Source organism: Sulfuritalea hydrogenivorans sk43H, assembly GCF_000828635.1.
Lineage (GTDB): Bacteria > Pseudomonadota > Gammaproteobacteria > Burkholderiales > Rhodocyclaceae > Sulfuritalea > Sulfuritalea hydrogenivorans.
Map to the genome: position 1 here is coordinate 1,264,425 of NZ_AP012547.1, position 24,586 is coordinate 1,289,010.

Genomic DNA, 24,586 nt, shown 5'->3' on the forward strand with positions numbered 1-24,586 from the left:
GGTGGTGCTGATCACGCCCAACCGCGCCCTGATCGCCTTCATGCTGGCTGTTTCCCTGGTGCCGCTGTTCGCCGCACCATTCACCGTCACGCTGACCAACTACATCGGCCTCTACGCGCTGGTGGCGCTGGGCCTGGTGCTGCTGACCGGCATCGGCGGCCTGACCTCCTTCGGCCAGGCGGCCTTCGTCGGCCTCGGCGCTTACGCCACGGCCTACCTCACCACGCGCCACGGCATGTCGCCCTGGGGTACCCTGATCGTCGGCATGACCCTCACCACCGCGGTGTCGCTGGCGCTGGGCTTCATCACCCTGCGCCTGTCCGGACACTTCCTGCCGCTGGGCACCATCGCCTGGGGCATTTCGCTCTACTTCATCTTCAGCAACCTCGAAGCCCTGGGCGGCCACGGCGGCATCGACGGGATTCCGCCGGTGGACCTCTTCGGCCTCGAACTTGGCTCCGGCCGCGCCTTCTTCTATGTGATCTGGGCCACGCTGCTGGCGGCCATCGTCACCACCCAGAACATGCTCGATTCGCGCGAAGGCCGCGCCATGCGCTGCCTGCGCAGCATGACCATGACCGAGGCGATGGGCATCAACACGCTCTGGTACCGCATGGTGCTGTTCATGATCGCGGCGCAGTTCGCCTGCGTCTCGGGCTGGCTCTACGCCCACCTGCAGCGCTTCGTCAATCCGACGCCGTTTTCGCTCGGCCATGGCATCGAGTACCTGTTCATGGCCGTGCTGGGCGGCGCCGCGGCGGTCTGGGGCGCAGTGTTCGGGGCGACGGCGGTGACCTTCCTCAAGGAGTGGCTGCAGGACCTGCTGCCGAAACTGCTCGGTGCCACCGGCAACTTCGAGATGGTGGTGTTCGGCCTGCTGACCATCATTGTTTTGCATCGCGCCCGCGACGGCGTGTGGCCGATCCTGATGCGCGCCTTCGGCAACCGGGTTCCGCAGCGGGAACAGGCGAAGACCGTCGAGCCGGCCCTGCCCCTGCCGCGCCGCGACATCCCGGCGCGCGGTCGCGAAGTGCTCCTGGTGAGAAATGTCACCAAGCGCTTCGGCGGCCTGGTCGCCAACAACGCCATGAACCTCACCGTACGGGCCGGCGAAGTGATGGCCTTGATCGGTCCCAATGGCGCCGGCAAGAGCACCCTGTTCAACTGCATCTCCGGCGTCAGTCCGGCGAGCGAGGGCGAGATTCATTTCATGGACCAGCGCATCGATGCCCTCGCTTCGCGCGAGATCGCCAAACTCGGCATCAGCCGGACCTTCCAGCATGTGCGCCTGAACCAGGACATGACGGTGCTGGAAAATGCCGCCATCGGCGCCCACCTGCGCGGGCGGAAGAATTTCGTGCAGTCGGCCTGGCGCCTCGATCGCGAGGAGGAACGCCGCCTGCTCTGGGAGGCCGCGCACCAATTGCAGCGCTGCGGCCTCGGCGAGCACCTGTTCGATGCGGCCGGCAGCCTGCCGCTGGGCAAGCAGCGCATCGTCGAAATCGCCCGCGCCCTGTGCAGCGACCCGACCCTGCTGCTGCTCGACGAGCCTGCCGCAGGCTTGCGCCACCTGGAAAAGCGCGCGCTGGCCGAACTGCTGGACAAGCTGCGCGGCGAGGGCATGGCGATCCTGCTGGTCGAGCACGACATGGATTTCGTCATGGGCCTGGCCGATCGCGTCGTCGTCATGGAATTCGGCGAACACCTGGCCGAAGGCCTGCCGCAGGAAATCCAGGCCAATCCGAAAGTGCTCGAAGCCTACCTGGGCGGGGTGGACGCATGAGCAGCGGAGGCGGCCGCACGAAACCGGTGCTGCTCGAAACCAGCGGGCTGTGCGTCAATTACGGGCGCGTCGAGGCCATCCACAATGTCGACGTGCGAATCCGTGAAGGCGAGATCGTCACCGTGATCGGCCCCAACGGCGCCGGCAAGACCACGCTGCTCTCGGCGCTGATGGGCCTGCTGCCGGCGCGCGGCGAGGTGCGCTACCAGGGTCAGCCGACGCTCGGCAAGATGTCGGTCGATGCGCTGGTGGCCAGGGGTCTGGTGCTGGTGCCGGAAAAGCGCGAACTCTTCGGCGAGATGTCGGTGGCCGACAACCTGCTGCTCGGCGCCTTCGCCCGTTATCGGCGCGGCGAGCGCGATCAGGCGAAGACCATGGACGAGGTGTTTGCCATTTTCCCGCGCCTGGCCGAACGCAAGGCGCAGCAGGCCGGCACGCTGTCCGGCGGCGAGCGGCAGATGCTGGCCATGGGCCGCGCCCTGATGGCCAAGCCCGCGCTGCTGATGCTCGACGAGCCCAGCCTCGGCCTGGCGCCGCTGATCGTCAGGGAAGTCTTCCGCGTCGTGCAGCAGTTGCGCGAGATGGGCGTCTCGGTCCTGCTGGTCGAGCAGAACGCCCGTGCTGCATTGCAGGTGGCGGATTACGGCTACGTGCTGGAGAATGGCAGCGTGGCGGTGGAGAACGATGCCAAGTCCCTGCTCGGCGATCCGCGCGTGATCGAGAGTTATCTCGGGCTTGGCGGCAGTCATTCGATCGCCGCCTGATTCCGTACCGCTTTGTCGTTGTCATCCGCAAGTCGATATACCCGGATTCATTTCAAACCAACAACACGAGGAGAAAGCATGAAAACCAAACTGTCCATCAAGCCGCTGGTCATCGCCCTGTCGCTGATCGGCTCCGGCGCCGCTCTGGCCGACATCAACATCGGCGTCAGCGTTTCCGCCACCGGTTCGGCCGCCGTGCTCGGCGGCCCTGAAAAGAACACGGCCGAACTGATGCCGACCAGCATCGGCGGTGAAAAAGTGAACTGGATCATCCTCGACGAGGCCTCCGATCCCACCGCCACGGTGAAGAACGTTGCCAAGCTGATCAACGAACACAAGGTGGATCTGCTGATCGCCGGCTCCATCACCCCGGCCGCAATGGCCGCCGCCGGCGCCGCCGCCGAGTCGAAGACGCCGCTGATCGCGCTGGCGCCGAACCCGGCCGACGGCGAAAAGCTGAAGTGGACCTTCACCACGCCGCAGAACTTTGCGCTGATGGCGGAAGGCATCCTCGAGCACATGAAGGCCAACAACCAGAAGACGCTCGGCTTCATCGGCTTTGCCGACGGCTATGGCGAAACCTGGATCAAGGCGCTCGACGCCGTGAAGGCCAAGTACGGGGTTACCGTCGGCCCGATCGAGCGCTTCCAGCGTACCGACACCTCCGTCACCGGCCAGGCCGTCAAGCTGATCGCCGCCAAGCCCGATGCCATCCTCGTCGTCGCCTCCGGCGCGCCCGCGGCGATGCCCCACAGCACGCTGGTCGAGCGCGGCTACAAGGGCCAGATCTACCAGACCCACGGCGCTCCCTCGCCGGCCTTCCTCAAGATCGGCGGCAAGAACGTCGAAGGCGGCATCCTGGTTGCCGGCCCGCTGATCGAGTGGGAGCAACTGTCTGACTCGCACCCCTCGAAGAAGGCCGGCGCCGAGTACGCCAAGCTATATGAAGGCAAGCATGGCGCCGGCTCGCTGTCGTCCTTCGGCGGCCACGTGTGGGATGCCTGGGCGCTGGCCTCGCGCGCCATTCCGGCGGCCAAGAAGAAGGCCAAGCCCGGTACCGCGGAATTCCGCGCCGCGTTGCGCGACGCGATCGAAAGCGAGAAGGATGTCGTCGGCGTGCATGGCGTGTTCAACATGAGCCCGACCGACCATTCCGGCCACGACCGTCGCGCCCGCGTGCTGTTGCAGGTGCAGAACGGCGCTTTCAAGGTCATTTCCAAGTAAGCCGCGTCACCGCCACAAAGCAAAAGGACGTCGCATGAGCCCCATCGCCCGCAAGCCGGCCGAGCTGTTCGTCGATCCGGCCGTGATTCTCGAAGCCCGGCCGGACGGCAGCCGCCTGTTCCGTTCGGCCCTGACGCTGCCCGACTACTCGCGCTGTTCCGGCGAGTGGCTGGAACGCTGGGCGGGCGAGACGCCGGATGCCGTCCTGATCGCCGAGCGCGGTCTGGATGGCGAATGGGTCAAGGTGACATACGGGCAGGCGCTCACGCGCGTGTATCGCATCGCCACCTGGCTGCTCGGGCAGAATCTCTCGCCCGAGCGGCCGGTGCTGGTGCTCTCCGACAACGGCATCGAACATGCGCTGCTGATGCTGGCCTGTCTGCATGTCGGCGTGCCGATCAGTCCGGTGTCGCCCGGCAATTCGCTGCTCTCCAGGGATTTCCTCAAGCTCAAGGCCAACGTCGAGCTGCTGCGTCCCGGCGTCATCTTTGCCGATTCCATCGAACGTTTCCTGCCGGCGCTCAATGCCATCGCCGGGCTGCATGACGGCGTCGTTGTCGCCGGCAGCCGCAGCCAGCCCCAGCCGGGAACGCTGCCCTTCGCCGACATCGAGAAAGTTATGCGAAGCGGTATCCACTCGGACGGCGCTGACGACACGGCGGTGAAGGCCGCGTTTGCGGCAATCACTCCCGACACCATTGCCAAGTTCCTGTTCACCTCGGGTTCCGTGGGCGCGCCCAAGGCGGTGATCACCACGCAGCGCATGATGTGCTCAAACGTCGAGATGAAGTCGGTGATCTGGCCTTTCCTCAACACGCAGAAGCCCGTCATCTGCGACTGGCTGCCCTGGAGCCACGTCTTCGGCGGCAGCCACAACTTCAACAAGGTGCTGCGCTTTGGCGGCAGCCTCTACATTGACGATGGCAAGCCGCTGCCGGCCTTGCTGCCGAAGACGGTGAGGAACCTGACCGACATCTCCCCCACCATCTATTTCAGCGTGCCGCTGGCCTATGCGCTGCTGGTGGCCGAGCTGCGCGACAACGCCGCCTTGCGCAAGAGTTTCTTCTCGCGCCTGCAGATCATTTTCTACGCCGGTGCCGCCCTGCCGCAGTCGACCTGGGATGAACTCGAACGCCTCGCGGTCATGGAGCTGGGCCATCCCGTGGTCATGCTCTCGTCCTGGGGCTCCACCGAAACCGCGCCGGCCTGCACCGATTGCCACTTCCAGGCGGTGCGCTCCGGCGTGATCGGCGTGCCGATTCCGGGCACCACGCTGAAGCTGGTACCCGTGGCGGACAAGCTGGAAGTGCGGGTCAAGGGTCCCAACCTGTTTCCCGGCTACTGGAAGCAGCCCGCGCTGACCAAGGCGGCCTTCGACGAGGAAGGCTTCTACATGATCGGCGACGCCGTGTCCTTCGTCGATCCGGCAAAGCCCGAGCAGGGCCTGCTGTTCGACGGCCGCGTCGCCGAGGACTTCAAGCTGCTGTCGGGCACCTGGGTCCATGTCGGCAGCATCCGCGTCGCCGGCATCAGCGCGCTTTCGCCAATTGCCCAGGACATCGTGCTTACGGGACATGACCGCGACGACATCGGCTTCCTGGTGTTTCCGAACATCGCGGAATGCCGCCGCCTGGCAAGCCTTGGCGACGACGCTCCCGCGGCCACGGTCATCGGCCATCCGGTGATCAAGGAGCGCATGCGCGAAGGCCTGATGCGCCTCAAGCAGCAGGGAGGTGGTTCTTCGACCTATCCGACGCGCGCCCTGCTGATGGCCGAGCCGCCGTCGTCCGAGCATGGCGAACTCACCGACAAGGGCTACATCAACCAGCGCGCCGTGCTCACGCGCCGCGCCGACCGCGTGCTGGAACTGTATTCCGACGTCCCCGATGCGGCCGTCATCTTCATCTGATGCTCGTTGCTTGCAAGCGCCAACCGCCGAGGATGAAACCCGCGAAAACAAAGTTACAGTGGAGGCTAACGCCGGCATCATCGGCGTTAAGCGCAGCGGCCGTAACTAAAAATCATCATTCGCCCGCCCCCCTTCCCCCCTCGCGGGGGGTTACTGATCGGCGCGCTGCGCGCGTCAGTTACGAGGGGCTCCGAACCAAGTATTCAGTGCCGCAAAGGAACACCCCGTGACAGACAAACTCGTAACACACTCGACTGATGGCCTCGTTTACACCATCACGCTGAATCGTCCGGCCAAGCGCAACGCCATCAGCGACCGCCTGCTCGACGCGCTGGACAAGGCATGGGAAGAGCGGCCCGCCGAAGCCCGGGTGGTGATCCTGGCCGGCGCCGGCGACCACTTCTGCGCCGGACTCGACCTCAGCGAGCACCAGCACCGCGAACCCTTCGGCGTCATGCTGCATTCGCAGGGCTGGCATCGCCTGTTCAACAAGATCCAGATGACCGGCATCCCGGTGGTGGCGGTGCTGCACGGGGCCGTGATCGGTGGCGGCCTCGAACTCGCCACGGCAACCCATGTGCGCGTCGCCGAGCCCTCGGTGATGTATCAACTGCCCGAAGGCCGTCACGGCATCTTCGTCGGCGGTGGCGCCTCGGTGCGCGTGGCGCGCATCGTCGGCCAGGGGCGCATGGCCGAAATGATGCTGACCGGCCGCATCCTGAATGCCGAGGAAGGCCAGGCCCTGGGGCTGTCGCACTATCTCGTCGGCAAGGGCGAGGGCATGGCCAGGGCGCAGGAACTGGCGGCGCGCATCGCCGAGAACGCACCGATGGCCAACTACGCCATGGTCACGGCGATCCAGCGCATCGGCAACATGTCCACCGACGACGGCTTCTACGTCGAGTCGCTGACCGCCGCCCTGACGCAGACCAGTCCCGAAGTGGTCGCGCGCATCGGCCAGTTTCTGAACCGCAAGGGCAAGGGGCCGCAGACGTGAACCTCAACGAACTCGTCGCGATCGACACCCACACCCACGCCGAAGTCTCCTGCTGCCAGCCGAAAGACCCGTATTTCGAGCCCTACGAACGCGCCGCCGACAAGTATTTCAAGAACGCAAACCGGCCGACCATCGCGGAGACGATCGCCTATTACCGCGAACGCAAGATCGGCCTGGTCATGTTCAGCGTCGATTCCGAATCGCACATCGGCAACCGGCGCATCCCCAACGAGGAGGTCGCCGAAGCCGCGCAGCAGAACAGCGACATGATGATCGCCTTCGCCAGCATCGACCCGCACAAGGGCCGCATGGGCGCGCGCGAGGCGCGCAAGCTGATCGAGGATTACGGCGTCAAGGGCTTCAAGTTCCACCCGACGGTGCAGGGCTTCAATCCGCAGGACCGCATGGCCTGGCCGCTGTATGAAGTGATCGCCGAGTACCAGCTGCCGGCGATCTTCCACAGCGGCCATTCCGGCATCGGCAGCGGCATGCGCGGCGGCGGCGGGCTGCGCCTGGAGACTTCGAACCCGATGCTGCTCGACGGCGTCGCGGTTGATTTTCCGGACATGCAGATCGTCATCGCCCATCCCTCGTGGCCCTGGCAGGACGAGGCGCTCTCGGTCTGCCTGCACAAGCCCAATGTCTGGATCGACCTCTCAGGCTGGTCGCCGAAATATTTTCCGCCGCAACTGGTGCAGTACGCCAATACTTTGCTCCGCGACCGCATATTGTTCGGTTCCGACTTTCCGCTGATCGCGCCCGACCGCTGGCTCGAGGATTTCGAACAGGCCGGGTTCAAGGATTCGGTCAAGCCGCTGATCCTCAAACAGAACGCCATCCGCCTGCTCAAGCTGGATCAGCCGGCATGAATACCGGTGCTGCGAGGCTCGCGCCGAGGTAGTCCTCGCGCAGCATCGCCGTACCGCGAGCGCCGACTCTTACACGACACGCGACCATGACCGATTACACCGCACCGCTCGCCGACATGCGCTTCCTGCTCAAGGAGGTCGCGGAATTCGGCGCGGTCTCGCGACTGCCCGGCTGCGAGGAGGCGACGCCCGACCTGGTCGATGCCGTGCTCGAGGAAGCCGGAAAGTTCGCCGCCGGCGTGCTGGCGCCGCTCAACAGCGTCGGCGACCGCGCCGGTTGCCGCCTCGAAGACGGCAAGGTCATCACCCCGCCGGGCTGGACCGAGGCCTATCAACAGTTTGCCGCAGGCGGCTGGGTGGGGCTCGGACTCTCGCCCGACTACGGCGGCCAGGGCCTGCCCAAGTGCGTGGCGACGCCGGTCTGGGAAATGTGGTTCTCCGCCAATACCGCATTCACCATGCTGCCGCAACTCAACACCGGCGAATCCGAGGCGATCCTGCTCGCCGCCAGCGACGAACTCAAGGCCACCTACCTGCAAAAGCTGGTCACGGGGGAGTGGGGCGGCACCATGAACCTTACCGAACCGCAGGCCGGCTCCGACCTCGCCGCGATCCGCACCCGCGCCGAGCCGCAGGCGGACGGCAGCTACCGCATCAGCGGGCAGAAGATATTCATCTCCTACGGCGACCACGAAATCACGCCCAACATCGTGCATCTGGTGCTGGCGCGCCTGCCCGATGCGCCGCCGGGCGTGAAGGGCATTTCGATGTTCCTCGTGCCAAAATTTCTGGTCAATCGTGATGGCAGCCCCGGCGCGCGGAACGACGTGCGCTGCGTCGGGCTCGAACACAAGCTGGGCATCCACGGCAGCCCGACCTGCGCCATGAGCTTCGGCGACGCAGGTGGGGCGACGGGCTGGATCATCGGCGAGCCGAACCGCGGCCTCGAATACATGTTCATCATGATGAACGAGGCGCGCTTCGGCGTCGGCGTACAGGGCATCGGCATCGGCGAGCGCGCCTACCAGCAGGCGCTGGCCTTCGCCCGCGAGCGCGTGCAGGGGCGCGACGCGGTCACCGGCGCGGTGGGCCAGAGCATCATCAACCATCCCGACGTCAAGCGCATGCTGCTGACCATGCGCGCCCGCATCATGGCGGCGCGCGCGCTGGCCTACACGGCGGCCGGCTGGTTCGACCTCGCGCGCCATTCGCCGGACACGGCGGCGGCGGACAAGTCCAAACGCTACGTCGACCTGCTGATGCCGGTGGTCAAGGGCTGGAGCACCGAGCTGTGCCAGCAGGTCTGCTATGACGCGATCCAGGTGCACGGCGGCATGGGCTTCGTCGAGGAAACCGGCATCGCCCAGCACACCCGCGATGCGCGCATCATCACCATCTACGAAGGCACCACCGGCATCCAGGCCAACGACCTGGTCGGCCGCAAAGTGCTGCGCGAAAACGGCGCAACCCTGCGCGAACTGATCGTTGAAATGCGCGGCGTTGCCGCCGAACTCGCAGCGGCCGAGGGCATGCAATCAATGGCCGTGCGTTTCGCTGAGGACATCGCCGCGCTGGAGCGTGCGCTGGACTGGATCCTCGCCAACGGGCGCGAGCGCCTCGCCGCCGTGCTGGCCGGCGCGGTGCCCTTCCTGCACCTGCTGGGTTCGGTCTGCGGCAGTTGGCAACTGGCGCGCGTGGCGCTTGCGGCGGCCAAGCCGACCGCAGCGGAAGCCTACGGCGCCGACTACCTGCGCGGCCTGATCGAACTCGCGTGTTTTCACGCCCACGCCCTCGCGGTGCAGGCCCCGGCGCTGGCGGCGGCAATAGTCGGCGCTGGCGAGACGGCGACTGCATTCGCGCGGGACGTCGAGTAAGGCAGCCCACCGCGCGGCAGCGCCAAGTACCGTGGCCGTGTCCAGCGCGAGCTAGAATAGGCCGCGAGGTCGATTGTTCATGTGATGACCTCACCGATGTCGTGCATGCTCCGGTGGCTCAATGAACCTCAAGCAACTCGAATACTTCGTGCGCGTCGCCGAGCTGGGCAGCTTCAGCAAGGCGGCGCTGATCCTCAACATCGCGCAGCCGGCGCTGTCGCGCCAGGTGCGGCTGCTGGAAACCGACCTGCACGTGACCTTGCTGATGCGCAACGGCCGCGGCGTGGTGCTGACCGAGGCCGGCAAGCGCCTGTTCGACCACAGCATCGGCATCCTGCAACTGATGTCGCGGGTACGCGAAGACCTGGAGACCACGCGCGGCGAGCCGGCCGGGCGCATCGTCGTCGGCCTGCCGCCGAGCATGGGCCGGCTGCTGACGCTGCCGCTGGTCGAAGGCTTTCGCCGCAGCCTGCCGAAGGCGCGACTGGCCATCGTCGAGGGCTTGTCCACCCATCTGGCGGAATGGATCTCCACCGGCCGCGTCGATGTCGGCCTGCTGCACAACCCGGAATCGCAGGCCGCGCTCGAACTCACGCCCGTGCTGGACGAACCGCTGGGCATGGTCAGCCCGGCCGGGGCGAAGCCGAAGAAGAAAGTCGGCGCTGGCGACACGGTGACGCTGGCCGAGTTGACTGCTTTCCCGCTGATCCTGCCCGAACGCAGCCACGCCATCCGCAAGCTGCTGGAAACCCAGGCCGCGCTGGCTGGCCACAAGCTCAATGTGGCGCTGGAAATTTCCAGCGTGCAGTCCATCCTCGAACTGGTGCGCGCCGGCCACGGCCACGCCATATTGACGCCGACCGCGCTGGCGGCCTCCGGTTCGCCCGAGGCCTTCGTCCTGCGCAAGCTGGTCGAACCGCGCCTGACCAGCACCCTGTGCCTCGCGGTGTCGGCGCACAAGCCGTCGACGCCGCTGACCAAGCACGTGCTGCGCCTGCTGCGCGAGCTGATCCTGGCGGCGGCGGAGCCCGTGCCGCCAGCCATTCCCAGTCGCACCCATAACAAAACGCGATAGCTAGTAGTGCCCGTGGCGGCTAGGCCCGCCAGCGCGGTTTTGTCAAAATGCTCGCATCGATTTTGGGTGGTGCACATGCAGACTCCGGTCATTCGCGGTATCTCGTCGATGGCGACGCGCCAGGTGCTGGCTGAACTTGCCGCTGCGTATCGAATGCAGCGTGGCGTCGCGGTTTCCTTCGAATCGGTCGGCGGCGTCGATGCGGCCAAACGCGTGCAGGCCGGCGAGCCCTTCGACCTCGTGGTGCTGGCCGCCGATGCAATCGACCGGCTGGTCGCCTCGGGACATGTCGTGGCCGACAGCAAGGCCGACTTGGTGAGATCAACGGTGGCGATCGCCGTGCGTGCGGGCGCCGCGCGGCCGGACGTCGGATCGGAAGGGGCACTGCGCCGTGCCGTGCTGGCCGCGAAGACGCTGGGTTATTCGACCGGCCCCAGCGGCACGGAACTCATGAAGCTGTTCGAGCGCTGGGGCATCGCCGACGAAGTGCGCGAGCGCGTGGTGCAGGCGCCGCCCGGCGTGCCGGTGGCCCAACTCGTCGCCGAGGGAAAGGTCGAGCTCGGTTTCCAGCAATACAGCGAAATGGCGCATGCCTTCGGCATCGCCGTGGTCGGCACCATGCCGCCCGGCTGCGAGATCGTCAGCACCTTCGCCGGCGCCCTGTGCGCCGCTTCGACCCAGCCCGAGGCCGTGCGCGACTTGCTCGACTTCATGCGCTCGCCCGAGGCCGCCCTGACCAAGCGTCGCCAGGGCATGGAACCCGCCTGATTCCCGGAGAAACCACCATGATCATCGACATCCACGGCCACTACACCACCGCGCCCAAGGCGCTGGAAGACTGGCGCAACCGCCAGATCGCCGGCATCAAGGACCCGGCGCTGATGCCCAAAGTCTCGGAGCTGAAGATCAGCGACGACGAACTGCGCGAGTCGATCGAGACCAACCAGCTGAAGAAGATGAAGGAACGCGGCTCCGACCTCACCGTGTTCTCGCCGCGCGCCAGCTTCATGGCCCACCACATCGGCGATTTCAACGTCAGTTCGACCTGGGCGGCGATCTGCAACGAGCTGTGCTTCCGCGTTTCGCAACTCTTCCCCGACAACTTCATCGGCGCCGCGATGCTGCCGCAGTCGCCCGGAGTCGATCCGAAAACCTGCGTCGCCGAGCTGGAAAAGTGCGTCAAGGAATACGGCTTCGTCGGCATCAACCTCAACCCCGATCCTTCCGGCGGCCACTGGACTTCGCCGCCGCTCCATGATCGCCACTGGTATCCGATCTACGAAAAGATGGTCGAGCACGGCATCCCGGCCATGGTCCACGTCTCGACCTCCTGCAACGCCTGCTTCCACACCACCGGCGCGCACTACATCAACGCCGACACCACGGCCGTGATGCAGTTGATCCAGGGCGACTTGTTCAAGGACTTCCCCGAGCTGAAGTTCATCATCCCGCACGGCGGCGGCGCCGCGCCCTACCACTGGGGCCGCTACCGCGGCCTGGCGCAGGAGTTGAAGAAGCCGCTGCTCAAGGACCACCTGCTGAACAACGTGTTCTTCGACACCTGCGTCTATCACCAGCCGGGCATCGACCTGCTGACGAAAGTGATTCCGGTGGACAACATCCTGTTCGCCTCGGAAATGATCGGCGCGGTGAAGGGCATCGATCCAGAGACCGGCTTCAATTTCGACGATACCAAGCGCTATATCGAAGCGACGCTCAACCTCGGCGCGGAAGACCGCTACAAGGTGTACGAAGGCAATGCGCGGCGCGTCTATCCGCGACTGGATGCGGCGCTCAAAGCAAAGGGGAAATGACATGTACGAACTGGGCGTCGTCTATCGCAACATCGAACGCACCGGGGCGAACATCGCCGACGGCCTCGCGCGCTACGGCAGCGCCACGGTGCATGAAGCCATGGGTCGCGTCGGACTGATGCAACCTTATATGCGGCCGATTTACGCCGGCGCGCAGGTGTCGGGCACCGCCGTCACCGTGCTGCTGCACCCCGGCGACAACTGGATGATGCATGTCGTCGCCGAGCAGATCCGGCCCGGCGACATCGTCGTCGCGGCGATCAGCGCACCGTGCAGCGACGGTTACTTCGGCGACCTGCTGGCCACCAGCTTCATGGCCCGCGGCGCGCGCGCCCTGGTCATCGACGCCGGCGTACGCGACGTGAAGACGCTGACCGGGATGGGCTTCCCGGTCTGGAGCAAATGCATCAGCAGCAAGGGCACGATCAAGGCCACGCTCGGCTCGGTGAATATCCCCGTGGTCTGCGCCGGCATGCTGGTGACGCCCGGCGACGTCATCGTCGCCGACGACGACGGCGTGGTCTGCGTGCCGCGCGCGATGGCTGCTGCGACGCTGGAAGCCGCCGCGAAGCGCGAGGCCAACGAGGGCGCCAAGCGCGAGAAGCTGGCGTCCGGTGTGCTCGGCCTCGACATGTACGACATGCGCCCCGCGCTGGAAAAGGCCGGGCTCAAGTACATCGACTGATGAGCATTCCCGCCAATCCATTGCAGTGGTCCATCGGCCTCGTCGGTTACGGCGAGGTCGGGCGCATCCTCGCCGAGGACTTGCGCGCGCGCGGCGTCGAAGACATTTTGGCCTACGACATCAAGTTCGGCACGGCTGACGACGCGCCGCTGCTGGCTCATGCGGCGCAATACGGCGTGCGCCCCATGACCAGCCATGCCTTCCTGGCGCGAGCCGCCGACCTGGTGATTTCCGCCGTCACGGCCGACCAGACGCTCGCGGTCGCCGTGTCCTCGGCGCCGACTCTCAAGCCGGGCGCCTGGTTCCTCGATTTCAACTCCGCGTCCCCCGGCGCCAAGATCAAGGCCGCCGGCATCGTCGATGCGGCAGGGGGGCGCTATGTCGAGGGCGCGGTGATGACCTCGATTCCGCCCTATCGCAGCCGCGTGCCGCTGCTGCTGGGCGGGGCAGGGGCCGCCGAGCTGGCGCCGCTGCTCAAGGTGCTGGGTTTCGAGGGCAAGGTCGCCAGCGAAAAGCTCGGCGTCGCCTCCGCCACCAAGATGTGCCGCAGCGTGATGATCAAGGGCCTCGAAGCCATGGTGATCGAAAGCTTTACCGCGGCGCGCGCCTATGATGTCGAGGACCAGGTAGTTGCCTCGCTCTACGAAACCTTCCCCGGCATCGACTGGGAAAAGCAGGGCGCCTACTTTTTCCAGCGCGTCATCGAGCATGGCCGCCGCCGCAGCGAGGAAGTGCGCGAAGTTGCCGCGACAGTACGCGAAGCCGGCCTCGTGCCGTGGTCGGCGCAGGGCACGGCGGAGCGCCAGGCCTGGGTCGCCGACCTGGCCGACGCCGGCGTGTTCGGCAAGAGGGGCAGCGCCGGCTTCGCCCGCAGCACCGACTGGCGCGTCGAGGCCGACCGCATCCTGGCCAACGTGAAGCCGAAGGACTGAGGATGGAATTCCAGAAAACTCCCGGCTGGCTCGACTGGTTCGCCGTCCCGTCAGCGCCGACTTTCAAGCTGCCCGCCGGCGCGGTCGACGCGCACTGCCATGTCTTTGGCCCCGGCGCCGAGTTTCCCTATGCGCCGGAGCGCAAGTACACGCCTTGCGACGCCTCGAAAGCCCGGCTCTATGCGCTGCGCGACCACCTCGGTTTCGCCCGCAATGTCGTGGTGCAGGCCACCTGCCACGGCGCCGACAATCGCGCCATGGTCGATGCGCTGGTGCATTCAAATGGCAAGGCCCGTGGCGTCGCCACGGTGCGGCGCACGGTGAGCGATGCCGAATTGCAGCAGATGCACGCGGCCGGCGTGCGCGGCGTGCGTTTCAACTTCGTCAAGCGGCTGGTCGACTTCACGCCGAAGGACGAGCTCATGGAAATCGCCGCGCGCATCGCGCCGCTGGGCTGGCATGTGGTGATCTATTTCGAGGCGGTGGACCTGCCCGAACTGTGGGACTTCTTCACGGCGCTGCCGACCACCATCGTGGTCGACCACATGGGCCGCCCCGACGTGAGCAAGCCCGTCGACGGGCCCGAGTTCGAGCTCTTCGTCAAGTTCATGCGCGACTACCCGAACGTCTGGAGCAAGGTCAGTTGTCCCGAGCGCCTGAGCCTCACCGGGCCGAAGGCCTTGAATGGCGAGCAGAATGCCTATCGCGACGTGGTGCCCTTTGCCAAGCGCATCGTCGAGACCTTCCCCGACCGCGTGCTGTGGGGCACCGACTGGCCGCACCCCAATCTCAAGGACCACATGCCCGATGACGGCCTGCTGGTCGACTTCATTCCGCACATCGCGACCACGCCCGAATTGCAGCAAAAACTGCTGGTGGACAACCCGATGCGCCTGTATTGGCCGGAGGAAAAATAGTGTCGCTCGACAAGCCCTACCAGGATGTTCCCGGCACGACGATCTTCGATGCCGACGAGTCGCGCAAGGGATACCACCTCAACCAGTTCTGCGTCTCGCTGATGAGGCCGGAGAACCGCGCCCGCTTCAAGGCCGACGAACGCGCCTACCTCGACGAATGGCCGATGAGCGAGGAGCAGAAGCTGGCCGTCATGGCGCGCGACCTCAACCGCTGCATCGCGCTGGGCGGCAACATCTACTTCCTCGCCCGCATCGGCGCCACCGACGGCAAATCCTTCCAGCAGATGGCCGGCAGCATGACCGGCATGAGCGAGGAGGAATACCGCGACATGATGATCCGCGGCGGCCGCTCGATCGAGGGCAACCGCTACATCGGCGAGGACGGCGATGCCCAGGCACACCGCCAGCCGCAAGGTAAACGCGGCCAGGCCGGCACAAAGGAGGGCTGCTGACATGGCCCGCATCACCGCATCCGTCTATACCTCGCACGTGCCCGCCATCGGCGCCGCGATCGACCTCGGCAAGACCGGCGAGCCCTACTGGCAGCCGCTGTTCGCCGGCTACGACAAATCGAAGCAGTGGCTGAAGGACAACACGCCCGACGTCATCTTCCTCGTCTATAACGACCACGCCACGGCCTTCAGCCTCGACATCATTCCCACCTTCGCCATCGGCTGCGCAGCCGAGTTCCAGCCGGCCGACGAAGGTTGGGGCCCGCGCCCGGTGCCGGTGGTGAAAGGCCATCCGGAACTCGCCGCGCACATCGCGCAATCGGTGATCCAGGACGATTTCGACCTGACCATTGTGAACAAGATGGCCGTCGACCACGGCCTCACCGTGCCGCTCTCCCTGATGTGCGGCCAGCCGCGGGAATGGCCCTGCCCGGTGATTCCATTCGCAGTGAATGTCGTGCAGTATCCGGTGCCCTCGGGCCGCCGCTGCTTCAATCTCGGCCGCGCCATCCGCAAGGCCGTCGCGTCCTACGATCGGCCGCTGAAGGTGCAGATCTGGGGCACCGGCGGCATGAGCCACCAGTTGCAGGGCCCGCGCGCCGGCCTGATCAATCGCGAGTGGGACACCGCCTTCCTCGACCAGTTGATCGCCGATCCGGCGACGCTGGCGCAAAAGCCGCACATCGACTACGTGCGCGAAGCCGGCTCGGAAGGCATCGAGCTCGTGATGTGGCTGATCGCGCGCGGCGCGATGAACGACGAGTTTGACAAACGCGCGCCGCGCGTTGCGCACCGCTTCTACCATGTGCCGGCGAGCAACACCGCCGTCGGCCATCTGATCCTGGAGAACACATGAAAACCATCAAAGTTGCGCTGGCCGGCGCCGGCGCCTTCGGCATCAAGCACCTCGATGCGATCAAGCTGATCGACGGCGTCGAAGTCGTCTCGCTGATCAGTCGTGATCTGGCGAAGACCAGGGAAGTCGCCGACAAGTACGGCATCGGCCACGTCGCCACCGATCTCGCCGACAGCCTGGCCATGAAGGAGGTCGACGCGGTGATCCTGTGCACGCCGACGCAGATGCACGCCGATCAGGCCGTCGCCTGCATGAACGCCGGCAAGCACGTGCAGGTCGAGATTCCGCTGGCCGACAGCCTGGCCGGCGCCGAGGCGGTGGTGGCGCTGCAAAGGAAGACCGGGCTGGTCGCCATGTGCGGCCACACGCGGCGCTTCAATCCGAGTCACCAGTGGGTGCACAACAAGGTCACCGCGGGCGAATTCAACATCCAGCAGATGGACGTGCAGACCTACTTCTTCCGCCGCAGCAACATGAACGCGCTGGGCCAGCCGCGCAGCTGGACCGACCACCTGCTGTGGCACCACGCCGCGCACACCGTCGATCTGTTCGCCTACCAGACCGGCGGCAGCATCGTCGCCGCCAACGCGCTGCAGGGCCCCATCCATCCGGGTCTCGGCATCGCCATGGACATGTCGATCCAGTTGAAGAGCAGCACCGGCGCGATCTGCACGCTGTCGCTCTCCTTCAACAACGACGGCCCGCTCGGCACCTTCTTCCGCTACATCGGCGACAGCGGTACCTACATCGCGCGCTACGACGACCTGATCGACGGCAAGGACAACAAGATCGACGTCACCAAGGTCGATGTCTCGATGAACGGCATCGAACTGCAGGACCGCGAGTTCTTCGCCGCGATCCGCGAGGGCCGTGAGCCCAACGGCAGCGTGGCGCAGGTGCTGCCGTGCTACTACACGCTGCACCAGCTTGAACAGCAGCTGGCGAAGAGAGCCTAGGATGAAACCTGTTGTCCGTTCCGCGAGCGGGCCGGCCGGGTGCTCTGCGCCGCTCATGTCACCCGTCGCCGGCTTTAGGCCGTCGCCTCCTTCTTTACTTCGCTCTGCAGAGCACCCGGCCGGCCCGTTCGGGACACGCCTTGGGTGTTTGGCGGTTCAGAACCGCGGGCGTACCCCGCCGCGGGTGGCAGGGGGCCGACATGGCGAAGTCAAGAAGGAGGATCGGGCGCAGCCCGGTCCGGGTGACATGAGCGATGGCGGCCCCCTGGCGCCCTCGGCACCCTCTGCCTCCCTCCAACGAACTTGGCGTGCCGTGCGTCGCGGATGCCGCAATGCGTGGTGGAACAACTGACATGCAGCATCGTCGCCTCGGCCCCTTCACGGTCTCGGCCCTCGGCCTGGGCTGCATGAACCTCAGCCATGCCTATGGAACGCCGCCGGCGCCCGAGGCGGCCGAAGCGCTGCTGCTGCGTGCGCTCGACAGCGGCATCACATTCTTCGACACCGCCGCGCTCTACGGCTTCGGCGCCAACGAGACGCTGCTCGGCCGCGTGCTCAAACCGCACCGGCACAGGATCGTGCTCGCCAGCAAATGCGGCATGACCGGGGTCAATGGCAAGCGCGTCATCGACGGCCGGCCGCAAAGCCTCAAGCGCGACTGCGAGGCCAGCCTCGCCCGCCTGCAGACCGACGTCATCGACCTCTACTACCTGCACCGCTGGGACAAGCAGGTGCCGATCGAAGACAGCATCGGCGCGCTGGCCGACTTGGTGCGCGAGGGCAAGGTGCGCAGCATCGGCTTGTCCGAAGTGTCGGCGCTGACGCTACGGCGCGCACATGCCGTGCATCCGGTCACCGCGCTGCAATCCGAGTATTCGCTATGGACGCGCGAGGCCGAAATCGCCACGCTCGCCGCCTGCCGCGAACTGGGCGTGGCCTTCGTCGCCTTCAGCCCGCTGGCGCGCGCCTTCCTCACCGACACCCTGCACGATCCGGAGGCGCAACTGGAGGCGAAGGACATCCGCCGCCAGATGCCGCGCTTCGAGCCGGCCAATTACGCGAAGAACCTCGAACTGCTGCCCGAGTACCTGCGCATTGCCGCCGAAGCCCGCTGCACGCCGGCCCAACTGGCGCTGGCCTGGCTGCTGGCGAAGGGCGAGGACATCATCCCCATCTTCGGCACGCGGACGCTTGAGCATCTCGACGAGAACGTTGCCGGTGCCGACGTGCAGCTCGATCGGAAAACGGTCGAACGGCTCGACGCCCTGATCAACCAGCAGACCGTAAGCGGGCCGCGCTACAACACGGCCACGCAACTTGAAATCGACACCGAAACATTTCCGATCGCAGCCTAGGAGTCAGGACATGAACAACGGCAAGCAGAAGCGCGTGATACCCGGCACCACGATGTTCGACGGCGACATGGCACGCAAGGGCTACGCCCTGAACAAGATGTGCTTTTCCTTCAACTCGGCCGAGAACCGCGCCGAGTACCTCAAGGACAAGGAGGCCTACTGCGACAAGTACGGCCTCAACGCGCAGCAGAAGAAGGCCGTGCTGAGCCTGCAGGTGCTGGACATGCTGGCGGCCGGCGGCAACGCCTACTACCTGGCGAAGCTCGGCGGCATCTTCGGCCTCGACATGCAGGACATCGGCGCGCAGCAGACCGGCATGAGCAAGGACGAGTTCAAGGCGAAGCTCGTCGCCGCGGGGAGGAACTGATCATGGCAAAAATCGTCGGCGGACTCAACGTCACCCACGTGCCCTACATCGGGCGCGCGATTGCCAACAACACGCAGCAGGATCCTTACTGGAAGCCCTTCTTCGACGGCTTCCCGCCGGTGCACGCCTGGCTGGACAAGGTCAAGCCGGATGTCGCCGTGGTGATCTACAACGACCACGGGCTCAACTTTTTCCTCGACAAGATGCCGACTTTCGCCGTCGGCGCCGCGCCGCAGTACAACAACGCCGACGAAGGCTGGGGCATCCCGACCCTGCCGCCTTACCAGGGCGACCTCGATCTGTCGTGGCACATGATCGACGCGCTGATCGAAGAGGAATTCGACATCGTCACCTGCCAGGAAATGCTGGTCGACCATGCCTTCACGCTGCCGCTGGAACTGTTCTGGCCCGGCCGGCATCCTTGTCCGGTGCGCACCGTGCCGGTCTGCGTGAACACCGTGCAGTTTCCGCTGCCGACGCCGGCGCGCTGCTTCAAGTTCGGCCAGGCCATCGGCCGCGCCATCGAGTCGTGGGACTCGGATGCCCGTGTCGTGGTGATCGGCACCGGCGGCCTCTCGCACCAGCTCGACGGCCAGCGCGCCGGCTTCATCAACAAGGAATTCGACCTCATGTTCATGGAAAAGCTCATCACCGATCCGCTGTGGGTGACGCGCTATTCGATTCCCGACCTGGTCGAACTGACCGGCACCCAGGGCGTCGAGCTGATCAACTGGCTGACCACGCGCGGCGCGCTGCTCGGTGAAGTCGCCAAGGTGCATGCCAACTATCACGTGCCGATTTCCAACACCGCATCCGGCCTCCTTTGCATGGAAGCCGTTTGACCAGAAAGAAGGATCAAACATGAAAACTCAAGTCGCCATCATCGGCGGCGGGCCTTCCGGGCTGCTGCTTTCCCAGCTCCTGCACCTCAAGGGCATCGATACCATCGTCCTCGAACGGCAGTCGCGTGACTACGTGCTGAGCCGCATCCGCGCCGGCGTGCTGGAGCACGGCTTCGCCGAACTGATGCGCGAAGCCCAGTGCGGCGAGCGCATGGACCGCGAGGGCGAAATCCACGACGGCTTCATCATCGCCCACGGTGGCCGGCAGAGCCGCGTCGACCTGCACAAGTACAGCGGCGGCAGCTCGGTGGTGGTCTATGGCCAGACCGAGCTCACGCGCGACCTCTACGATGCCCGCGAGCGGATGAAGGGCGTGGTCATCCACCACGCCGAGGATGTGCAACCGCACGACATGACCAGCGCCGCGCCCCATGTCACCTTCCGCGTGGGCGACGAGGTGCAGCGCATCGATTGCGACTACATCATCGGCGCCGACGGCTTCCATGGCGTCAGCCGCAAGTCGATTCCCGCCACGGTGCTGCGCGAGTACGAGAAGGTCTATCCCTTCGGCTGGCTCGGCGTGCTGTCGCGCACCAAGCCGGTTTCGCCCGAGCTGATCTACGTCAGGCACGAGCGCGGCTTCGCGCTGTGTTCGCTGCGTTCGCAGGTGCTAAGCCGCTACTACATCCAGGTGCCGCTTTCCGACAAGGTCGAGGACTGGTCCGACGACGCCTTCTGGGCCGAGCTGAAGCGCCGCCTGCCTGCGGAAGTGGCCGAGCGCCTGATCACCGGGCCCTCGATCGAGAAGTCGATCGCGCCGCTGCGCTCCTTCGTCGCCGAGCCGATGCGCTACGGCAACATGTTCCTCGCCGGCGACGCGGCGCACATCGTGCCGCCCACCGGCGCGCGCGGCCTCAACAGCGCCGCCTCGGACATCCATTACCTCTACCACGCCATGCTGGCGCACTACCAGAACGGCGACGACAGCGGCCTCGACAACTACTCGGCCAAGGCCCTGGCGCGGGTGTGGAAGGCGCAGCGCTTCTCGTGGTGGATGACCACCATGCTGCATACCTTCCCCGACAACATTGCCTACGACCAGAGGTTGCAGCAGACGGAGCTCGAATACCTGTTCTCGTCCGAGGCGGCGCAGAGTTCGCTGGCCGAAAACTACGTCGGCCTGCCGTTCTGAGCCCGGCGACCCGGCACCGACTCTTGCGCCGAATGCCGAGATGCGATAGCATCACCGCATCACATCACGCTACGGGATCGGCATCATGCGAACCACGCTCGAAATCGACGACGATGTTCTGCATGCCGCCAAGGAGCTTTCCCGTCGCGGCGGGACAACGGCCGGGCGGGTGATTTCCGACCTGGTGCGGCAGGCGCTGACGCAACCGGCGGCAAGCACGGCCAATGGCGTCAGGGAACCGGCGGCGGTGTATGGCTTTCGCCCGTTTCCGTCGCGCGGCAGCGTGGTCACCAACGATCAGGTCGACAAGCTGCGCGACGAAGAAGGCGCCTGATGCGCGCCTTGCTCGACGTCAATGTGCTGATCGCCCTGCTCGACAGCGATCATCTGCATCACGCGCGCGCCAGGGCGTGGCTGAAGGAGAACATCAAGGCCGGCTGGGCGTCCTGCCCGCTGACGCAGAACGGCTGCATCCGCATCATGGCGCAACCCGGCTATCCCAACGCGTTGCCAGCGGCGGCGGTGGCGGAACGCCTGACCGCCGCGACGGCGACCACGCATCACGCCTTCTGGCCGGACGCCGTCAGCATGCTCGATGCCGGACGCATTACCTGGAACGCCGTGCTCGGCGCCCGCCAGGTGACGGATGTCTATCTGCTGGCGCTGGCGGTGGAGCAGGGCGGACGGCTGGTCACGCTGGATCGGGCGGTGCCGCTGAAGGCGGTACCCGGTGCCAAAGCCCGGCATCTTGTGGTGATCTGAATCCCGCATTCGACAGCCGATTGGCCGGTTGTTGCCGGGCAGTCCGCGGCATGGTCATCGGGCAGGGTTTGAAGAGTCGGCGCCGGCGACACGGCGCCCGGTGCCCGCAGCTACATCAGCCCCATGCTCTTCAGCACCACGATGCCGGCGCTGGTGAAGAACAGCGATCCGACGGTGGTCAGGGCGATGATGTTGGCCGCCAGCACGGCATTGCCGCCCATCGCGCGCACCATCACATAGCCGGCCGCCGCGCTCGGCGCCGAGGACATCAACAGCAGGATGCCGAGGTCCATGCCGCGAAAACCGAGGGCGATGCCGCCCAGCACGAACAGCAGGGGCACCGCGACCAGCTTGCCGGCGGCGGCCAGCACCGCATCGCGCGGGTCCTCGCGCAGGCTGCGAAAGTCCAGCGCGGCGCCGGTGCACAACAGGGCCAGCGGCAGGGTCATGCGCGCGAAGTATTCGCCCGACTGGATCACGATGCCGGGCAGGCGCAGCCCCGCGATCGAGATCGGCAGCGCCAGCACGATGCCGATGATCAGCGGATTCAGGGCCACCGAGCGCAGCACCTGCCCCACGTTCTGGCTGGCGTGCAGCGAGGTGCTCAGGCTGATCACCGCGAGTATGTTGAACACGATGGTGACCAGCCCGACATAGAGCGAAGCCGCGGCCATGCCCGCGTCGCCATAGGCATTGACGCAATAGGCCAGCCCGATGATCGCCATGTTGGAACGGAACACGCCCTGCACCACCACCCCGCGGTCGCGCGGCGCGCGCACGGCAAGGCGCGCCAGCAGTTCGCTCGCGCCCCACGCCAGCAGCGTCGCCGCGATGCCGAAGCCGATCAGCGAAAAGTTCGCCGAGGTGTCGAGGTGGGTCTTGCTCACGCTGATGAACAGCAGGGCCGGCAGGGTGACGTTGAACACCAGCCGCGAACCCACCTCGATGAAGGCGTCGTTGATCATGCCGATGCGGCGCAGCCAGCCGCCGAGGCCGAGGATCACGAAGATCGGGCCGGTGACGGAAAGCGAGAATTCGAGCGTGTCGAGGAATTCGGAAATCATCGCGCCGCACTATGACACAGTCGACTGCGGCAGGGGCGCGACGTGGTTCTGATCACTGTGAAAGTCGGCGCTGGCGGGACGGCGGCTGTTCGGTCGGAACGGCCATGCGACCGGTTAGCCGATTTAGTCAGCAATACATCGGTAAGCAGTCTGTCGCCGCGAAATTATTTCGACGGATGTCTCTCTATGTGGTGACGGCATACTCCGGTCCCTGCCGTTCAATTGAGGTGTTGACAGTAGTTCCGAGAGATCCCGCGACCACTGCGTTATGTAGGCTCTTTCTGAGGAATAGCAGCAAATGGCAACAGCTACTAATGGTCGCTAGAGCCAGGATCTGCTCCTTGGAATTTTTCGCATGCAGCACGCGTTCTCGGATATCGAATGAGTTGCTCCCAAGAGAGAGCCGGATTCACGCGCAATATGGATTCCTGACCCTTCACGCCAACCACGAATATCTTCGCGTGTCCCGATGCCGGATCGAGGCTTTTCCAAACAATATCCAGCGGCGTATCAGTGGCCTCAGCAACTATTTTCGCTAGCGCATGCCAATCCGGCGCGGTGAAAGACCTGCCTTCCGAAATGACGGTCAGCAGCTTTGCCAGGAAAGAATCTACATGCGCGAACTCAGAGCGCCGGGTAGGAGAATTCGACAAAACATCAAACGCCTCCAGTGAGGACGACGCAACCGCCTCTACCATTGAGAGAGGTGCCGGTGCCCGTACTTCGGACGTTGGTGTGACAGGGTCTGGTGCGCTTGGCGCAGCGTTCTGTACGGATTGGCTCGCCGCTTTGGCTGCACGCTTTTCGGCACGTTTCTGATCAGCTAAGGCCTGACGGTTGGCTGCCGCATCTGCATATTTCTGTAGCAACATATTCAGGCCATCAAAGTCCACACCCTCCCAAGATTTAGTCGAAGGTGGATTCTCCACCGACCAGCGAGCCGGCGAGTCATCCTCTTCATCATCGTCCTCGTCTGCCTCTCTTCGTTGGGGGCTATGCTTTTCCCTGACAAGCCATTCTGTGCGTGCTCTCGGAAATAACTTGAACCTCCCAGTCCAATCAAAGGACCCATCGAGAAGGTAGTGCGGAAGTTCCCCCGGGATGTCGACCAGAATCAAAAATCCAGAGTTGAGCAATTCAGCCACCAGAATCACCTGTTCAGCACCCCTAAAGCCCGTATCTGATTCGAGAGCTTCCTCAAATGGAAGTTCCTGCGCCACATGGAAATCCAGACAGCCGATTAGTGTCACAAGGAAGGCATCAAACGAAGCGAGGGCTCTAGGTAGTGTTTCGCGCGTGGATTGCGCAAAGCGGCCATCAGTCAGCGTTAGCCGATTCTGTGTGTCTTCCACGAAGACCGAGCGCAGGTGATTTGCACAGTGCTGCACTAAGAGAAAGTAAATCTCGCGGAGGCCAGCTCCGCCAAATTCCCGCCGTGTCTCTTCAACTAGTTGCCCAAAGGTGAAGCTACCTCTTGCCGTACATTTGTCGATGGCTACCTCTAAGGCCGCCTCAAGGGAGTCATAGCGCTTCTGATCTTCCTGCACGGCAGCCTGGGCGACAATGCCCAAGTCGAGCACTGTGGCCGGCACGGGCACAGTGTTTGGCAGGTCTAACTTGACAAGCCTGGCACGAACTTTTCGACTGTCGGACGAGAGCGAAAAGCGCGGCCGCCTTGTAGGGATCTGAGCCGCCTCCTCGTCCAACCATTGCACGAAAGCGTTACCTTCATCGACGGCAGGCGGAGTAGTTGCAAGCCACTGGGCATCAAACCAATTGCACAACTCAGACACTAGGGAATCGCTGAATAAGCCACCGCAAAATGCGACAGCGAATTGAAATCGAGACGGAATTGTGATGGCAATGTCATGTGCATTGGATAGTGGGCCGTATTCAA

At 65.1% G+C, this 24,586-nt stretch carries 24 protein-coding genes; 22 read left to right on the top strand and 2 right to left on the bottom strand.

Annotated elements, in window-relative coordinates:
* The first annotated feature begins 1 nt into the window (after position 1).
* From SUTH_RS06105 to SUTH_RS06210, 22 genes are all read left to right on the top strand, one after another.
* Positions 2–1,783: a branched-chain amino acid ABC transporter ATP-binding protein/permease gene (locus tag SUTH_RS06105; RefSeq protein ID WP_041097906.1), complete on the top strand. Its 1,782-nt coding sequence runs from the start codon at positions 2–4 to the stop codon at positions 1,781–1,783.
* On the top strand, positions 1,780–2,547 hold the full coding sequence (locus SUTH_RS06110) for an ABC transporter ATP-binding protein (protein WP_041097908.1): 768 nt from the start codon (positions 1,780–1,782) through the stop codon (positions 2,545–2,547). Before SUTH_RS06105 ends, SUTH_RS06110 begins: the two co-directional genes overlap by 4 nt.
* A 78-nt stretch (positions 2,548–2,625) precedes the next feature.
* Complete coding sequence (locus SUTH_RS06115) at positions 2,626–3,771, top strand: ABC transporter substrate-binding protein (protein ID WP_041097910.1); 1,146 nt, start codon at positions 2,626–2,628, stop codon at positions 3,769–3,771.
* Between the two features lie 34 nt (positions 3,772–3,805).
* Entirely contained in the window at positions 3,806–5,680 is a 1,875-nt protein-coding gene (locus SUTH_RS06120) for a feruloyl-CoA synthase (protein WP_041097912.1), read from the top strand.
* 226 nt (positions 5,681–5,906) lie between these two features.
* Positions 5,907–6,677 (top strand): crotonase/enoyl-CoA hydratase family protein, encoded by a 771-nt coding sequence (locus SUTH_RS06125; protein ID WP_041097914.1) that lies wholly within the window; start codon positions 5,907–5,909, stop codon positions 6,675–6,677.
* Positions 6,674–7,546 (top strand): amidohydrolase family protein, encoded by an 873-nt coding sequence (locus SUTH_RS06130; protein ID WP_041097916.1) that lies wholly within the window; start codon positions 6,674–6,676, stop codon positions 7,544–7,546. The genes SUTH_RS06125 and SUTH_RS06130 overlap by 4 nt, the downstream gene beginning before the upstream one ends.
* Positions 7,547–7,632: 86 nt before the next feature.
* Entirely contained in the window at positions 7,633–9,420 is a 1,788-nt protein-coding gene (locus SUTH_RS06135) for an acyl-CoA dehydrogenase (protein WP_041097918.1), read from the top strand.
* A gap of 121 nt (positions 9,421–9,541) precedes the next feature.
* Positions 9,542–10,495 carry a LysR family transcriptional regulator gene (locus SUTH_RS06140; RefSeq protein WP_041097920.1) on the top strand — a complete coding sequence of 318 codons (954 nt, stop codon included), beginning with the start codon at positions 9,542–9,544 and terminating at the stop codon, positions 10,493–10,495.
* A 75-nt stretch (positions 10,496–10,570) separates the two neighbouring features.
* On the top strand, positions 10,571–11,263 hold the full coding sequence (locus SUTH_RS06145; RefSeq protein WP_197539652.1) for a substrate-binding domain-containing protein: 693 nt from the start codon (positions 10,571–10,573) through the stop codon (positions 11,261–11,263).
* A gap of 17 nt (positions 11,264–11,280) precedes the next feature.
* Positions 11,281–12,309 (top strand): amidohydrolase family protein, encoded by a 1,029-nt coding sequence (locus SUTH_RS06150; RefSeq protein WP_041097922.1) that lies wholly within the window; start codon positions 11,281–11,283, stop codon positions 12,307–12,309.
* Between the two features lies 1 nt (position 12,310).
* On the top strand, positions 12,311–12,994 hold the full coding sequence (ligK, locus tag SUTH_RS06155; RefSeq protein ID WP_041097923.1) for a 4-carboxy-4-hydroxy-2-oxoadipate aldolase/oxaloacetate decarboxylase: 684 nt from the start codon (positions 12,311–12,313) through the stop codon (positions 12,992–12,994).
* Positions 12,994–13,926, top strand: a complete 933-nt coding sequence (locus SUTH_RS06160) for an NAD(P)-dependent oxidoreductase (RefSeq protein WP_041097924.1) — start codon at positions 12,994–12,996, stop codon at positions 13,924–13,926. The genes ligK and SUTH_RS06160 overlap by 1 nt, the downstream gene beginning before the upstream one ends.
* Positions 13,927–13,928: 2 nt before the next feature.
* A complete protein-coding gene (locus tag SUTH_RS06165; RefSeq protein WP_041097925.1) occupies positions 13,929–14,843 on the top strand; it encodes an amidohydrolase family protein in 915 nt (304 codons plus the stop codon).
* The gene (ligA, locus tag SUTH_RS06170; protein ID WP_041097926.1) at positions 14,843–15,295 is read left to right on the top strand and encodes a protocatechuate 4,5-dioxygenase subunit alpha; all 453 of its coding nucleotides are present in this window, start codon (positions 14,843–14,845) and stop codon (positions 15,293–15,295) included. The genes SUTH_RS06165 and ligA overlap by 1 nt, the downstream gene beginning before the upstream one ends.
* 1 nt (position 15,296) lies before the next feature.
* Positions 15,297–16,151, top strand: coding sequence for a class III extradiol dioxygenase subunit beta (locus tag SUTH_RS06175; RefSeq protein WP_041097927.1), 855 nt, complete (start codon positions 15,297–15,299; stop codon positions 16,149–16,151).
* A complete protein-coding gene (locus SUTH_RS06180) occupies positions 16,148–17,107 on the top strand; it encodes a Gfo/Idh/MocA family oxidoreductase (protein ID WP_041097928.1) in 960 nt (319 codons plus the stop codon). The genes SUTH_RS06175 and SUTH_RS06180 overlap by 4 nt, the downstream gene beginning before the upstream one ends.
* 353 nt (positions 17,108–17,460) lie before the next feature.
* Positions 17,461–18,462 (top strand): aldo/keto reductase, encoded by a 1,002-nt coding sequence (locus tag SUTH_RS06185; protein WP_041097929.1) that lies wholly within the window; start codon positions 17,461–17,463, stop codon positions 18,460–18,462.
* A gap of 10 nt (positions 18,463–18,472) precedes the next feature.
* Positions 18,473–18,829 (top strand): protocatechuate 4,5-dioxygenase subunit alpha, encoded by a 357-nt coding sequence (locus SUTH_RS06190; RefSeq protein ID WP_041097930.1) that lies wholly within the window; start codon positions 18,473–18,475, stop codon positions 18,827–18,829.
* 2 nt (positions 18,830–18,831) lie between these two features.
* Entirely contained in the window at positions 18,832–19,671 is an 840-nt protein-coding gene (locus SUTH_RS06195; RefSeq protein WP_041097931.1) for a class III extradiol dioxygenase family protein, read from the top strand.
* A gap of 19 nt (positions 19,672–19,690) precedes the next feature.
* Positions 19,691–20,863 carry a 4-hydroxybenzoate 3-monooxygenase gene (pobA, locus tag SUTH_RS06200; protein ID WP_041097932.1) on the top strand — a complete coding sequence of 391 codons (1,173 nt, stop codon included), beginning with the start codon at positions 19,691–19,693 and terminating at the stop codon, positions 20,861–20,863.
* A gap of 85 nt (positions 20,864–20,948) precedes the next feature.
* Positions 20,949–21,197 carry a ribbon-helix-helix domain-containing protein gene (locus SUTH_RS06205; RefSeq protein WP_041097934.1) on the top strand — a complete coding sequence of 83 codons (249 nt, stop codon included), beginning with the start codon at positions 20,949–20,951 and terminating at the stop codon, positions 21,195–21,197.
* Complete coding sequence (locus SUTH_RS06210; protein ID WP_041097936.1) at positions 21,197–21,625, top strand: TA system VapC family ribonuclease toxin; 429 nt, start codon at positions 21,197–21,199, stop codon at positions 21,623–21,625. Before SUTH_RS06205 ends, SUTH_RS06210 begins: the two co-directional genes overlap by 1 nt.
* 110 nt (positions 21,626–21,735) lie before the next feature.
* Here SUTH_RS06210 and SUTH_RS06215 read toward each other — a convergent pair whose 3' ends face one another.
* Entirely contained in the window at positions 21,736–22,689 is a 954-nt protein-coding gene (locus SUTH_RS06215; protein ID WP_197539653.1) for an AEC family transporter, read from the bottom strand.
* A gap of 311 nt (positions 22,690–23,000) precedes the next feature.
* The gene (locus tag SUTH_RS06220; protein WP_171817323.1) at positions 23,001–24,260 is read right to left on the bottom strand and encodes a hypothetical protein; all 1,260 of its coding nucleotides are present in this window, start codon (positions 24,258–24,260) and stop codon (positions 23,001–23,003) included.
* Positions 24,261–24,586 lie beyond the last annotated feature (326 nt).